This window comes from Paraburkholderia sp. MM5384-R2, assembly GCF_014201025.1.
Lineage (GTDB): Bacteria > Pseudomonadota > Gammaproteobacteria > Burkholderiales > Burkholderiaceae > Paraburkholderia > Paraburkholderia tuberum.
The window spans coordinates 86,517-98,750 of record NZ_JACHDI010000022.1 but is presented as its reverse complement, the minus strand read 5'-3'; the positions used below and the strand labels follow the sequence as shown (position 1 = coordinate 98,750).

Below are 12,234 nucleotides of genomic sequence, written 5' to 3'. Positions count from 1 at the left end.
GAAGAAGAACACCGGGCCGCGCGCAGCGGCGCTCGCTTAGGCGGTCAGTTCCGCTGCAGGCTTGCCGACTTGCGATTCGTCGATGGACGTCATGATTCCGTGCTCCATTAACAGGTCTTCCAGTTGATCCATCGAGATCGGCGTCGGGATCGTGCCGTTGCCCGCGTTGTTGTGCACCTTGGTGGCGAGCTGGCGATACTCTTCCGCCTGTTTGGATTCGGGCGCGAACTCGATCACCGTCATGCGGCGCAGCTCGGCGTGCTGCACGATGTTATCGCGCGGCACGAAGTGGATCAGCTTCGAACCGAGCATCTTCGCCAGCGCTTCGGCGAGTTCGAGTTCCTTGTCGGTCTGACGCTCGTTGCACACGAGCCCGCCGATCCGCACACCGCCGCTGTTCGCGTACTTCAGAATGCCCTTTGAAATGTTGTTGGCCGCATACATGGCCATCATTTCGCCGGACATCACAATGTAGATTTCCTGCGCCTTGTTCTCACGAATCGGCATTGCGAAACCGCCGCACACCACGTCGCCGAGCACGTCGTACGACACGTAGTCCACGCCGTCATAGGCGCCGTTTTCTTCGAGGAAGTTGATCGACGTGATGACGCCACGGCCCGCGCAGCCGACGCCCGGTTCCGGACCGCCGGACTCCACGCAACGGATGTTGCGGTAACCGATCTTCATCACGTCCTCGAGTTCGAGGTCCTCCACCGAGCCGGCTTCGGCCGCTAGCGACAGGATGGTGTCCTGCGCCTTTGCATGCAGGATCAGGCGGGTAGAGTCCGCCTTGGGATCGCAGCCGACGATCAGGATCTTCTGCCCGAGTTCAGTCAGGGCTGCCAGGGTGTTCTGCGAGGTGGTCGACTTGCCGATACCGCCTTTACCGTAGAAAGCGATTTGCCGAAGTTTAGACATTGCATTTCTCCATTCAGGAAGAAGGGTTGAAACCAGGGTTGCGTAACCGCGACCATGTCAGCCTGTCGTGCCTGTATGGGTCTTCTTATATCGAGTCACGCATCGGCCGGACCTGTGTCCGCGCTGGACTCCAAACGCAGCTTCTATGCCACGTCACCAGCGGTACTGCGTCGCGTCCGCCCCGCCGCGCTGCGGCGGTTGGTTCGGGACTTTTGCGGACTCCTCTTCTGTCTTGTCGATTTCGCGACAAACCACGCGAACTTCGTCGCCAATGAAACCATTCGGGCGCGTTTGTCGTGCGATTTCTGTCGTATTGGCCAGCGTGCAGCCGGACAATCGCCGGGTTGCGGCCTGGTTCGGTTATTGCATTGATCGCGCCATGGACACACCAGCCACCCAAGCTTCGCGACCCGTGCCGCGCGAGACGCACTTCGACCGTCTAGGCGGCGAGACCGCCGTCATCCGCCTGGTCGATGCGTTCTATCGGCACATGGATACGCGGGCCGACGCGCAGCGCATTCGCGCGATGCATCACCCGGACCTGTCTTCGACGAAGGCCGTGCTGGTGCTGTATCTGTGCGAATGGCTCGGCGCCGACAAGCGGTACTCGGCACAGCGCGGCCAACCACGGCTGCGCACGCGTCATGCCGCATTCGCGATCGGCACCGCCGAACGGGATGCGTGGCTAGCTTGCATGCGCGCCGCGTTCGACGAGACGGGTGTCGATCCGGTGCTACGCGATGAACTGATGCAGGCCTTTTTCAAAATCGCCGACCGGATGCGCAATACGCAGACGTGAATCCCTCTTCAACGCTGTTTAACCCAAGGATCTGTGATGACCGAAACGCTCGCGCACAAGGAGATCGACGACACCGCGTTCGCCCGTCTCGAACATGAAGGCCGTCTGCTCAACCCGGTTCTCAAGGGGCTGACGAACAGGCTCGACCGGGTCGGCTTCCGTGGCGAACTTGCGCTGCGGTTTGCCCCGAAGCTCGCCGACGAAGCGCGGCCGCCGGAGCTGACCTGCGATCAGGTGATGGCATGCGCGACGATCGGCCATAAGCACTTGCCGTTCTTCGCCGGGTATCTGTTGAGCTTCGAGCATCTGAAGAACGTGGCCGAGGTGCTCAGCGACACGCTCTCGGCGGACGGCAAGTACTTTCTGTTTTGCGACAACATCGACCTGAGCAAGCGATATCAGGTGCCGTACAAGGGCGCGATGTTCTATGTGCTGCCGATTCTCGAGTCCACCGTCTACAACGAGATGCTCGAACTGCTGTACCTCGAAAAGAACGAATTGAAGAAAAAGGACTCAGGCGGCAAGCTGGATGCGGTAGCGGACGCGGCCATCAAGTTCGACGTGACCTTCGAGACGATCACCTACAGCGAAGGACTTGAATTGATGGGGCCGGTGCGCAACCCCAACGAGAACCGGCCCGTGTGAGGCTCGGGTCCCGACGGCTGCCGCCCGCGCGGCTGCGCTAACCGATGTTCCCTTGCACCCGAACGCGACCATGATCATGCACACCGACACTGCTTTCGTCGTCCGCGAACGCCTGGCCTCGCGCGTTGTCCGGAACCCCGATGCACAACTCGAAACGATCGTGCCCGCCGTACTTTGCACGTGGCTGGCGTACCACGGCTTCCCTGATCCGCATTCGCGCTGCGTGAACGGCGAAACCCCGTTGATGCGCGCCGCGCAGCATGGCGAGGACGCGGTCGTCGAAGCGTTGCTCGCACTCGGCGCACGCGCCGACGCGCTCGATGACGACGGCAACCATGCGCTCTGGTTCGCGTGCCTGCACGGCGGCCCCGCGACCATCCTGCGGCTGATCGACGCCGGCGCGCCGATCGACCATGTGAACGACGACGACATCACATGCCCGATGCAGGCAGCCGCGAGCGGCCGCCTCGACGTCCTGCAGATGCTGCTTGCGCATGGGGCGAACGCAGAACTGTGCGCACCGGATGGTCGCAGCGCGCTCGACATGGCAGCCGACCTCGGGCTGCAACTGCTGCTTGCTTTCGGATGACAGGCTTTGTTAGCGAGTCTTAAGAAGGACGTGCGTCGCGCGACCAGCGAAGTCGGTCCACTGATCAGTCGAAAAATCGTATAGTTTGCAGCCTCGTGCGGTGTCGAAGTACCAACGCCACGAAAACCGCTGCACGACGATCCGTTCCGGAAGCATCGCTTCGAGGGTTCGCTGAGCACCGACGAGCCCGTATAGAGGGAGACTCATGTCGACGTGATGCGCGGTGTGCTCCATGATGTGATGAAACAGCGCGCCAAAACGCCAGCGAAAGGTCAAGTGCACCGTCGTGGATACGAACGGATCTGAACGCCCCCATTTCGCGCGATCGTCGTACCAGCGGATTTGCGGATGCGTGTGGTGCGCGTACACGACGAAACCCACCATCGCGCACCAGAACAGGAACGGCACCCCGAACCCGCATGCGATTGACGGGACCACCCCCCGCTGCGTCGCGCGAGCGATCCACGCGAGCGCGCCGATCCACAGCAGCGCGAACACCGATACCAGCGTGCAGTCACGGAAGAACACGGGGCGCCGCGTCGGCATTGCGACCCGCGACGGGAAAAACATCTTCGTCCACCAGATTTCGATCATGTAGTAGAGACCAGGCGCCCAGCCGCTGCGATAGATACGTTCCAGTGCGCGCCGTGGCCCACTCAAGGCGCGATATTCCTGGATCGTCAGTGGTGCCCACACAAAATCGATGCCTTTCAGGTTCGTGTAGCCGTGATGCACCACGTTGTGACCCACTTGCCACAGGCTGTACGGCGTGAGCGACGGCAGGAAGGCGATCCGGCCCAGCCAGCGGTTGAGCGTGCGGTGCCGGGTCAGGCTCTCATGACATGCGTCGTGACCGATGACGAAGAGCCGCCCGATGACGAAGCCCGCCATGCATCCGAATACGGTCTGCAGCACGAACCCGTGCGCGAACACGCTCGCGGCGAGCGCACACAATAGCAAAACGTAGTCGAACACGAGCAGCAGAAGCGCGTAGGCGGTGCAGCGTTCGGCGAACGGTGTCAGCCACGAGCGGATGACCTTGCGATGGGGCAATGGCTCATTGGCGGGAACGGGGTGATTCGGACTGTTCATGAAGAAGACCGGTAGAGCGGTGCAGCACAACACCACGCACGCGGCCAACGGCTACATGCCGTGTCCGCGATGATGTGACCAGACCGTTTCGCGCTGGTGGCGAGTCAGCGCGACATCATGTTCATACTGACATTGTGCATCACCCAGATCGTGCCGAAGATCAGGAACAGCGCGGCGAGCGCGGTGTAGCATAACGCCAGCCCGTTCCAGCGCTGGCCGCGCGACAGGTCGAGATGCAGGAACGTCACCAGATGCACGACGATCTGCACGAACGCCAGCAACGCGAGCGCCATAATCGCGGAGCCGGACGGCAGCAACCGTTGCGTGACGATCGAGAATGAGCCAGCCGTCAGCGCCACGGCAAGCACGAAACCGGTGATATAACTGGCGACGTCACCACGCGAGGCGGTCGTGGACGTCGAGTGTGAATGGACCATTTAGAGCATGCTCCCGAGATAGACAAACGAAAACACGCAGATCCACACGATGTCGAGGAAGTGCCAGAAGAGGCTCAGGCATGTCAGACTCGTGAGGTCGCGACCGGACAGTTCAGGCGAGCGGACGACATGCACGACGAGCACGGCCATCCAGACGAGGCCCGCTGTTACGTGCAGGCCGTGGGTGCCAACCAGCGTGAAGAACGACGACAGGAAGGCGCTGCGACTGGGCCCGGCACCGTTGGCGACCAGGTGCGAGAACTCGCCCAGTTCTAACGCGAGGAACAGCGCGCCAAGCACGAACGTCACGAGGAGCCAGCCGATCACGGCACCACGCCCCTGGCGCTGCGCGCCGAGCATCGCGAAGCCGTAGGTGGTGCTGCTCAGCAGCAGCGCGCCGGTTTCAAGTGCGACACCGGGGATGTCGAACAGGTCCCGTCCGGACGGTCCACCCGCGAACTGGTGCGCCATTACGGCGAACACGGCGAACAGCGACGCGAACAGCATGCAGTCGGTCATCAGGTACAGCCAGAAGCCGAACACGGTGGGCGTTGGGCCGTGGTCAGCGCTCGACCTGCCGTGATGGACGAGTAATGCAGATTGCGTCATGGATCAGGTCTCCGCGGATTCGGGTAATTCAAGGGCGGCCGGGGTGGGTGCGCTGCCGCGTCGTGCTTCGATTTCGCGCACGCGCGAGGCCGGAATCACGTAGCCATGGTCGTCGCGGAAGCTACGCGCGATCAGCGCGGCGACGATCGCGACGAAGGCCAGCACGGCGAGCCACGTGATGTGCCAGACGCCGGCGAAGCCGAGCACGAGGCTGAATGCGCCGATCAGGAACCCGTCCGCGGTATTCGACGGTAGGTGGATGTCCTCGTAATGCGCCAGTGCGGCATTTGCTGCGCCGCTTTCCTTCATGTGCGCGAACGCGTCGAGCTGGTGGACGACCGGTATGCGCGCGAAGTTGTAGACAGCGGGCGGTGACGAGGTGGCCCATTCGAGCGTGCGGCCGTTCCACGGGTCGCCCGTCAGGTCGCCGTATTCCGGCTCGTTGCGATGGATCACGCTCACGACGACCTGGGCGATCTGGTGCACGACACCGAGTGCGATCAGCACCACGCCGCATGCGGCGACGAACAGCCAGGGATGCCAGGTCGGGTTGTCGTAGTGATTCAGGCGCCGGGTCATGCCCATGAAGCCGAGCACGTAGAGCGGCACGAACGATACGTAGAAGCCGACGAACCAGCACCAGAACGCCCGCTTGCCGAGCTTCTCGTTAAGCTTGAAGCCGAACGCCTTCGGGAACCAGTAATGGAAGCCTGCGAGATAGCCGAACACGACGCCGCCTATGATCGCGTTGTGAAAGTGCGCGATCAGGAACAGGCTGTTGTGCAACACGAAGTCCACGCCCGGGATCGCCATCATCACGCCCGTCATGCCGCCGATCGTGAACGTGACCATGAAGCCGATCGTCCACAGCACGGGTGCGGTGAACTCGATGCGACCGCGGTACATCGTGAACAGCCAGTTGAAGATTTTCACGCCCGTGGGGATCGCGATGACCATCGTCATAATGCCGAAGAACGCGTTGACGTCCGCGCCGGAACCCATCGTGAAGAAGTGGTGCGCCCACACGAGGAATGCGAGCACCGTGATCGCGCACGACGCGTAGACCATCGTTCTGTAGCCAAACAGCGGTTTCTTCGCGAAGGTCGCGATCACTTCCGAGTAGATGCCGAACGCGGGCAGCACGAGGATGTACACCTCCGGGTGGCCCCACGCCCAGATCAGGTTCAGGTACAGCATCGCGTTGCCGCCGAGCTCGTTTGTGAAAAAGTGCATGCCTGCGTAGCGGTCGAGGCCGAGCAGTGCGAGCGTCACGGTTAGGATCGGGAACGTTGCCATGATCAGCACGTTCGAGCACAGCGCGGTCCACGTGAACACCGGCATCTTCATCAGCGTCATGCCGGGCGCGCGCAGCTTGACGATCGTCACGAAGAAGTTGATCGCGGTAATCAGCGTACCGACGCCGGAGAGCTGCAGACTCCAGATGTAGTAGTCGACCCCGACGCCCGGACTGAACTGCAGCTCCGACAGCGGTGGATACGCGAGCCAGCCGACCTGCGCGAACTCGCCGATCACGAGCGACAGATTGATCAGGATCGCGCTGATCGCCGTCATCCAGAAGCTCAGCGAATTCAGGAACGGGAAGGCGACGTCGCGCGCGCCGATCTGCAGCGGCACGACAAGATTGAAGAGGCCGACCATCAGCGCCATCGCCATGAAGAAGATCATGATGACACCGTGCGCGGTGAATATCTGGTCGTAGTGGTGCGGCGGCAGGTAACCGGGGCCGTGAAACGCGATCGCGAGCTGAAGCCGCATCATTACGGCGTCGACAAAACCGCGCACGAGCATCAGCACCGCGACGATGATGTACATGATGCCGATCTTCTTGTGATCGACGCTTGTCAGCCACTCGGTCCAGAGCCACTTCCAGCGGCCGAGCTTCGTGAGCGTGACGATGACCGCCAGCACGATGAGCGCCATGAACGCGGCCGCGCCCATGATGACCGGCTGATCGAACGGAATCGCGCCGGGCGTGAGTTTTCCAAACATGGCTTACTCCGTGGTCTGCGTGCGACAGGCGGCGTCGCGGAAGGCCGTGACGTTGCCGTTGTTGTATCGGGCAACGATGTTGCGGAACAGGTACTGGTCGATCGATGAGAAGTAGCGTACCGACTGCTTCTCGCTCGGCTTCGCGACTTCGGCGTATTCGTCCATGCTCAGGCGGTCCGGCGAAGCCTTGACCTTCCGCACCCATGCGTCGAAGTCGGTGGCGCTCGTCGCGAGCGTACGGAACTTCATGTCGGCGAATCCCTTGCCGCTGAAGTTGGCGGACATGCCTTCGAAATTTCCCGGTGCATCCGCGATCAGGTGCAGACGGGTCTGCATGCCGACCATTGCATACACCTGGGTACCGAGTTGCGGGATGAAGAATGAGTTCATCACCGAATCGGACGTGATCCGGAAATTTACCGGCGTATCGACTGGCACGGCGAGCTGGTTCACCGACGCAATGCCGAGGTCCGGGTAGATGAAGAGCCACTTCCAGTCGAGCGCGACCACCTCGACGTCGATCGGCTTCACGCTCGACTGCAGCGGCCGGTACGGGTCGAGCTCATGTGTGGTGCGCCAGGTCAGGATACCGAGGTACAGGATGATCAGGGCGGGGATCGTCCAGACGACGATCTCGATCGCCGTCGAGTGCGCCCATTTGGGTGCATAGACCGCGTGACGGTTCGACGCACGGTAGCGCCACGCGAAGAACAGCGTCAGCAGGATCACCGGGATCGCGACGATCAGCATCGCCCACGTGGCGGTGGCGATCAGCGACTTCTCGGCCGCGCCGACGCTCCCTTTTGGATCAAGCACAGTCAGATCACATCCCGATAGACAGGCGCTCAATGTCGTGACGATGGCTATCGACCGTTTCCTTAAGGCTTTTCTGTCTGTCATAGTGGTTAAGTCCGGGTTGTGGCACTTTCGACCTGAAGCTGGCTTGACGCATGCGGCATCACACTCGCAGCGTCATGGTCCGACAACCGGCCAGCTTTGTGATTGATGTCGATCAAGGACGAACAAAGCGGCGGGGTGCGGTGCACTGACGCAGTGCGCGGGCTAAATCAGGCGACAGTCTGCTGCGGCAAACCGTAGATCAGGTCGACGTTGATTGAGAGAAATCCCGCATCGCGTGCGCCGCTGAGTGCGCGTTCCACCACATCGAGTGGCTGGATGCGATTGACAGCTTGCTGAACGTCGGTAGCAAAGTCCTGTACGTCGAAGCTCGCTCGGTTGAAGCCGAGGCGCGCGAGTGGTGAAAGCGTTTTGGTGCTGACGGTTCGCGGATCAATTTCGATGGCAAGTTCTGCGTCGATCGAGAACGCGAAGCGGTTCTGCAGTTGCTGGAAAGCTCTTCGAGTTCGGCAACAGGGAAGAAGGTCGGCGTTCCACCTCCCAGATGCAGCTGCACGGTTCGCCGGTCAGGTCCGAGATGTGACGCGGCCAGATCCATCTCACGAACGAGGTAGCTCAGATATCTGGCGCTGCAGCCATGGTCGTGCGTAATGACCTTGTTGCATGCGCAGAAGTAGCAGAATGATCTGCGTGCCGTTCGGCGGCTGCAGCCAGTCCGGCAATGGCTGCGAAATCGGTGTCTCCGGGTGCGAGAAACATCTTGGGTACGAGTCAATGCGGTTGAAGGCCAATAGTCCGGCCTCAAGGCTCCCGCTATCTCGACATTCCTCCGCGTGACCCGGTGTCGCATCCTGACTTCGGGATCGGGACCGGTTGACCCTGCGCAAGGGCAGCCCTGATTTGCGCGGCGACAATTCCCCGCATACATCAACAAGGGGAAAGCGATGAAGCACATGATCAAGGCCGTCATGATCGTGGCAAGCCTGTGCGCTACCGGTTTGTTCGAAGTGCTGGCATACGCGGATGACGTCAGCGCGAACGGAAGCACGATGGCAGGCGAGGTGACGGCGGATGGGATCCACGCCGGTGACGTGCTCGTGCGTCTGCGTGCCATCTCGATCGAGCCCGAAGTGCACACCAGCGGCACGTTGTCGTCGCTCGGCGTGGGTGTCAATAACGCACTCGTGCCGGAGTTGGACCTGACCTATATGATCCGCGACGCGATCGGCATCGAGCTGATTCTCGCCACCTCGCGGCACCACGTGACGTCCAGCCTCGGCGATCTCGGTGGCGTGAACGTGCTGCCACCGACGCTGCTGCTGCAATATCACTTCAACCATGCTGGCATGATCCGACCGTATGTCGGCGCGGGGGTCAACTACACGTACTTCTACAACGACGGCCTGAGCGCGGGCTCCGAAGGCATCCAGGTGTCACGCAGCAGCTTCGGTCCGGCGGTGCAGGCTGGCGTCGACGTGCAGATCACGAAGACCGTCTTTCTCAACGCGGATATCAAGAAGATCTGGATGCACACGGACGCCTCGGTCGGCGATAGTTCGTTGGGCCGACTGGACATCGACCCACTGGTACTGGGAATAGGCGTCGGGATGAAGTTCTAGCGAGCGCGCAATGACAGACCACAGCTCGCACCAACGGGCGATCCGCTGCGCCCCATCCACCTGAAACGGAGATCTGGTCACTATGCCTCTGTACGACTACCGCTGCGCGGCCTGCGGCCACGCATTCGAAACGCTGGTGCGCGCCGGCCACACGCCCGTCTGCCCGCAATGCGGCGGCACCGCGCTGGACAAGCAGGTCAGCGCGCCGGCCTCGCCCGGCAAGAGCCGCGCGATCATCTCCCGCGCGCGGCGTCAGGCGGCGCGCGAAGGGCACCTCAGCAACTATTCGCCGGCCGAGCGCCGCAAGCTGCTGCGCTGAGCCCAACGGGGAATCGCGCTGTCGATGTAGATGAACCTCGAGGGCGCCTACGAGATGGCACTCAGTCTCACCGTCTTCATGGCCGGCACGCTGGATCGGGCCACCGCCGACAGCCTGCTGGAACACGCGAAGGGCATCTGACCGTATATCGACGCGTGGCTTCGCAACATTGCGTCAGCACGGCCGCCCTCGCGCTCGCGCCCTTCGATGACCACGACGGAAACGTCCTGCGCATGCAGTACGCGCGCCAGCGCGAGGCCGCGTAGACCCGCGCCGACGATGGCCACTTCGACCACCAGCGATTCGACCGCGGTCATCTCGTCGCTCAAAGCCCAGAAACAAAAAACTGCGACCGCTGCGCCACGCCTGCACGGCAGGCGGAATGGGCGTCTGGATATCGATCTCAGTCATGACTTCGACGAAGTCGCTGTCAGAGACCAAGTAGTTAGAGGCCGGCGCATGGCCGCCAATCGGCTTGTAGAGCAGCGCGCCCGAGGCCGGCACGTCATCCAGCAACGCGCCGTCTGCGCTATAGGCCGCGAACCAATGGCCGAAATGCTCGGCCTGCGACAGCCCCTGCAACTGCGCCCAGCCGCCCTGCGGCCGCGCCTGCGCCAGCGCGCAATGCAGTGCCGACGGCGTCGGCGTCATGGCGAAGGCCTCATTCATGACGCTCACCAGCGACTTGCGATGCTTGAAGTTTTCGATGAACTGCGCCGCCTGGGTCAGCCGGGTGCGGATCTTGTGCAGCACGCTGACCTTGGCCGTGATGATTTCGGCGAGCGCGAGCGGCGTGGCAGGGACGGCCGTGTCGGGGCACAGCGCGAGCAGCGCCGGTCCCAGGTGCGGAATGACGCCGCCCGCAGGCGTTCGGCGATGGTCTGGACTGAAACGGTTATGCAGTGCGCCTCACAGATAAATGGCAGCGCCGGCGCCCACGTTGGTCGCGGTGTCTTTCAGCGTCTTGACGATGTACCTGACCTGGTCGGTGTCGAGCAGCGTGTGCAGCGGCAGCGCCAGCGCGCGATCGCCGATGCGCTCGGTGTCGGGCAACAGGCCGCTCTTGCGGCCGATCGCATCGCCCGAGTTCATGTAGTGGAACTGCTGATGCAGCGGATGGCTGTAGGCCACCGTCTCAATGCCGCAAGATTTCATGTCGTCGATCATCTGGGCGCGCGCGCTCTGCGTAAAACGCTTGCCCAAATGCACAACATAGAGCATCCAGTGCACTTCTTCGACGTCCTCGGCCACGTAGGCCGGCTTGATCCCTTCGAAGCTTTGCATCTCTTCGTGATACCAGGTCTCGACCTGCTTTCGCTGCGCGAGGCGCGTGTCGAGTTCGGCCAGTTGCGCGAGACCGAGCGCGGCGGTCAGATCACTGATGCCCGCCTGCAGCGGCACCCGCGAGCCGACCGAGACGGACGCGCGGTCCGTGACGCGCCGCTCGCGCAGATAGCGCAGTTCATGGACGAGTTCGTCATCGTCGGTGACGAGCATGCCGCCCGCTCCTGTGCACAGCGCGGACGGGCTGGAGAAGTCGAACACTGATACGTCGCCGAAACAGCCGACGTTGCGGCCCCGGTAGCGCGAGCCCAACGCCTCAGTACTGTCTTCGATCAGCCGCAAGCGCTGCGCGTCGGCCAGTTCGCGCAGCAGCGCCCACGCGGCCGGGTGGCCGTTGGTATTGCCGGCGAGGATCGCGCGCGTGCGAGGGCCGATCTTCTGCGCGGCTTTTTCGGCGCTCAGACAACCGCTCCAGTAGTCGATGTCGGCGAACACCGGCACGGCTCCCGCCAGCGTGATCGCCTGCGCCACCTGATGCCACGTGTGCGACGCGCAGACCACCTCGTCTCCCGGGCCGATCCCAGTCGCGCGCAACGCAATCCAGGTGGCGAGCGTGCCGCTCGCGACCGCGACCGCATGCTCCCGGCCAACCCAGCCCGCAAACGCGCGCTCGAACGAATCAAGCATCGGCCCGTCGCTCCAACGCGAGGATTGCAGCACCGCGTTGACGAGATCGATCTCGCGCGCCGCGCAAGCCGGTTCGCTCAACGCGATCTCATCGATTTCCATGCGCCTTGTCCTCAGTCAGGATCAACGCATCGGCCTCTTCAGGCCGCCGCGTGATGGTCCTGTAATACCCGGCCGATATCGCGAAATAGATACTGCGCACACCGAACCGGAGCGCTGCTGTCTCGTCGCGCATCGCCGTTGCGCTGACATGCATTGTGCGCACCTCGGGATAACGTTCGTGCCATTGCGCGGCGGCGTCGCGTAGCGTCGGTGCCGTGCGGAGCAGGTCCGCCGCGAAGTCCAATTGCTCGGCGTTCAGGCTCATC

Annotated in this window: 16 protein-coding genes; 5 read left to right on the top strand and 11 right to left on the bottom strand. The window is 62.5% G+C overall.

Annotation, left to right across the window (positions count from 1 at the left end; translation table 11 throughout):
- Nucleotides 1-36 precede the first annotated feature (36 nt).
- The gene (gene nifH, locus HDG37_RS28870) at nucleotides 37-918 is read right to left on the bottom strand and encodes a nitrogenase iron protein (RefSeq protein ID WP_184053497.1); all 882 of its coding nucleotides are present in this window, start codon (nucleotides 916-918) and stop codon (nucleotides 37-39) included.
- 379 nt (nucleotides 919-1,297) lie between these two features.
- On the opposite strand from nifH, the gene HDG37_RS28865 reads away from it, so the two are divergent.
- The 3 genes from HDG37_RS28865 (at nucleotide 1,298) to HDG37_RS28855 (ending at nucleotide 2,951) form a co-directional block, all read left to right on the top strand.
- Nucleotides 1,298-1,717, top strand: a complete 420-nt coding sequence (locus tag HDG37_RS28865) for a group II truncated hemoglobin (protein ID WP_026226291.1) — start codon at nucleotides 1,298-1,300, stop codon at nucleotides 1,715-1,717.
- Nucleotides 1,718-1,753: 36 nt separating this feature from the next.
- A complete protein-coding gene (locus HDG37_RS28860; protein ID WP_184053494.1) occupies nucleotides 1,754-2,362 on the top strand; it encodes a hypothetical protein in 609 nt (202 codons plus the stop codon).
- A gap of 76 nt (nucleotides 2,363-2,438) precedes the next feature.
- Nucleotides 2,439-2,951, top strand: coding sequence for an ankyrin repeat domain-containing protein (locus HDG37_RS28855; protein WP_260335108.1), 513 nt, complete (start codon nucleotides 2,439-2,441; stop codon nucleotides 2,949-2,951).
- A 9-nt stretch (nucleotides 2,952-2,960) separates the two neighbouring features.
- On the opposite strand, the gene HDG37_RS28850 is transcribed toward HDG37_RS28855, so the two are convergent.
- The 6 genes from HDG37_RS28850 to HDG37_RS40460 form a co-directional block, all read right to left on the bottom strand.
- Nucleotides 2,961-4,043: a fatty acid desaturase gene (locus HDG37_RS28850; protein ID WP_260335101.1), complete on the bottom strand. Its 1,083-nt coding sequence runs from the start codon at nucleotides 4,041-4,043 to the stop codon at nucleotides 2,961-2,963.
- A gap of 104 nt (nucleotides 4,044-4,147) precedes the next feature.
- Nucleotides 4,148-4,480, bottom strand: a complete 333-nt coding sequence (gene cyoD / locus HDG37_RS28845) for a cytochrome o ubiquinol oxidase subunit IV (RefSeq protein WP_184053487.1) — start codon at nucleotides 4,478-4,480, stop codon at nucleotides 4,148-4,150.
- A complete protein-coding gene (gene cyoC / locus HDG37_RS28840) occupies nucleotides 4,481-5,089 on the bottom strand; it encodes a cytochrome o ubiquinol oxidase subunit III (RefSeq protein ID WP_184053484.1) in 609 nt (202 codons plus the stop codon).
- Between the two features lie 3 nt (nucleotides 5,090-5,092).
- Complete coding sequence (cyoB, locus tag HDG37_RS28835; protein ID WP_184053481.1) at nucleotides 5,093-7,099, bottom strand: cytochrome o ubiquinol oxidase subunit I; 2,007 nt, start codon at nucleotides 7,097-7,099, stop codon at nucleotides 5,093-5,095.
- A gap of 3 nt (nucleotides 7,100-7,102) precedes the next feature.
- The gene (gene cyoA / locus HDG37_RS28830) at nucleotides 7,103-7,999 is read right to left on the bottom strand and encodes a ubiquinol oxidase subunit II (RefSeq protein WP_260335100.1); all 897 of its coding nucleotides are present in this window, start codon (nucleotides 7,997-7,999) and stop codon (nucleotides 7,103-7,105) included.
- A 167-nt stretch (nucleotides 8,000-8,166) separates the two neighbouring features.
- Nucleotides 8,167-8,394, bottom strand: a complete 228-nt coding sequence (locus tag HDG37_RS40460) for a radical SAM protein (protein WP_409260252.1) — start codon at nucleotides 8,392-8,394, stop codon at nucleotides 8,167-8,169.
- 507 nt (nucleotides 8,395-8,901) lie between these two features.
- Between HDG37_RS40460 and HDG37_RS28820 the strand changes: the two genes are divergently transcribed.
- On the top strand, nucleotides 8,902-9,576 hold the full coding sequence (locus HDG37_RS28820; RefSeq protein WP_184053478.1) for an OmpW family protein: 675 nt from the start codon (nucleotides 8,902-8,904) through the stop codon (nucleotides 9,574-9,576).
- A gap of 82 nt (nucleotides 9,577-9,658) precedes the next feature.
- The gene (locus HDG37_RS28815; RefSeq protein WP_090811320.1) at nucleotides 9,659-9,895 is read left to right on the top strand and encodes a zinc ribbon domain-containing protein; all 237 of its coding nucleotides are present in this window, start codon (nucleotides 9,659-9,661) and stop codon (nucleotides 9,893-9,895) included.
- A 47-nt stretch (nucleotides 9,896-9,942) separates the two neighbouring features.
- Here the strand turns inward: HDG37_RS28815 and HDG37_RS39610 are convergent, their stop codons facing one another.
- The 4 genes from HDG37_RS39610 to HDG37_RS28800 form a co-directional block, all read right to left on the bottom strand.
- The gene (locus tag HDG37_RS39610) at nucleotides 9,943-10,182 is read right to left on the bottom strand and encodes an NAD(P)-binding protein (protein WP_311541615.1); all 240 of its coding nucleotides are present in this window, start codon (nucleotides 10,180-10,182) and stop codon (nucleotides 9,943-9,945) included.
- Nucleotides 10,070-10,648, bottom strand: coding sequence for an SIR2 family protein (locus HDG37_RS28810; RefSeq protein WP_311541614.1), 579 nt, complete (start codon nucleotides 10,646-10,648; stop codon nucleotides 10,070-10,072). The genes HDG37_RS39610 and HDG37_RS28810 overlap by 113 nt, the downstream gene beginning before the upstream one ends.
- Before the next feature lie 156 nt (nucleotides 10,649-10,804).
- On the bottom strand, nucleotides 10,805-11,968 hold the full coding sequence (locus tag HDG37_RS28805) for a DegT/DnrJ/EryC1/StrS aminotransferase family protein (RefSeq protein ID WP_184053475.1): 1,164 nt from the start codon (nucleotides 11,966-11,968) through the stop codon (nucleotides 10,805-10,807).
- Nucleotides 11,955-12,233, bottom strand: a complete 279-nt coding sequence (locus HDG37_RS28800; RefSeq protein WP_184053472.1) for a hypothetical protein — start codon at nucleotides 12,231-12,233, stop codon at nucleotides 11,955-11,957. The genes HDG37_RS28805 and HDG37_RS28800 overlap by 14 nt, the downstream gene beginning before the upstream one ends.
- Between the last annotated feature and the right edge of the window lies 1 nt (nucleotide 12,234).

Bases quoted from the DNA above. Each gene is read 5' to 3' on its own strand.
- HDG37_RS28860 (WP_184053494.1), top strand. From the start codon at position 1,754: ATGACCGAAACGCTCGCGCACAAGGAGATCGACGACACCGCGTTCGCC.
- HDG37_RS28815 (WP_090811320.1), top strand. From the start codon at position 9,659: ATGCCTCTGTACGACTACCGCTGCGCGGCCTGCGGCCACGCATTCGAA.
- HDG37_RS28805 (WP_184053475.1), bottom strand. From the start codon at position 11,968: ATGGAAATCGATGAGATCGCGTTGAGCGAACCGGCTTGCGCGGCGCGC.
- HDG37_RS28800 (WP_184053472.1), bottom strand. From the start codon at position 12,233: ATGAGCCTGAACGCCGAGCAATTGGACTTCGCGGCGGACCTGCTCCGC.
- nifH (WP_184053497.1), bottom strand. From the start codon at position 918: ATGTCTAAACTTCGGCAAATCGCTTTCTACGGTAAAGGCGGTATCGGC.
- HDG37_RS28865 (WP_026226291.1), top strand. From the start codon at position 1,298: ATGGACACACCAGCCACCCAAGCTTCGCGACCCGTGCCGCGCGAGACG.
- HDG37_RS28855 (WP_260335108.1), top strand. From the start codon at position 2,439: ATGCACACCGACACTGCTTTCGTCGTCCGCGAACGCCTGGCCTCGCGC.
- cyoD (WP_184053487.1), bottom strand. From the start codon at position 4,480: ATGGTCCATTCACACTCGACGTCCACGACCGCCTCGCGTGGTGACGTC.
- cyoA (WP_260335100.1), bottom strand. From the start codon at position 7,999: ATGACAGACAGAAAAGCCTTAAGGAAACGGTCGATAGCCATCGTCACG.
- HDG37_RS28820 (WP_184053478.1), top strand. From the start codon at position 8,902: ATGAAGCACATGATCAAGGCCGTCATGATCGTGGCAAGCCTGTGCGCT.
- HDG37_RS28850 (WP_260335101.1), bottom strand. From the start codon at position 4,043: ATGAACAGTCCGAATCACCCCGTTCCCGCCAATGAGCCATTGCCCCAT.
- cyoC (WP_184053484.1), bottom strand. From the start codon at position 5,089: ATGACGCAATCTGCATTACTCGTCCATCACGGCAGGTCGAGCGCTGAC.
- cyoB (WP_184053481.1), bottom strand. From the start codon at position 7,099: ATGTTTGGAAAACTCACGCCCGGCGCGATTCCGTTCGATCAGCCGGTC.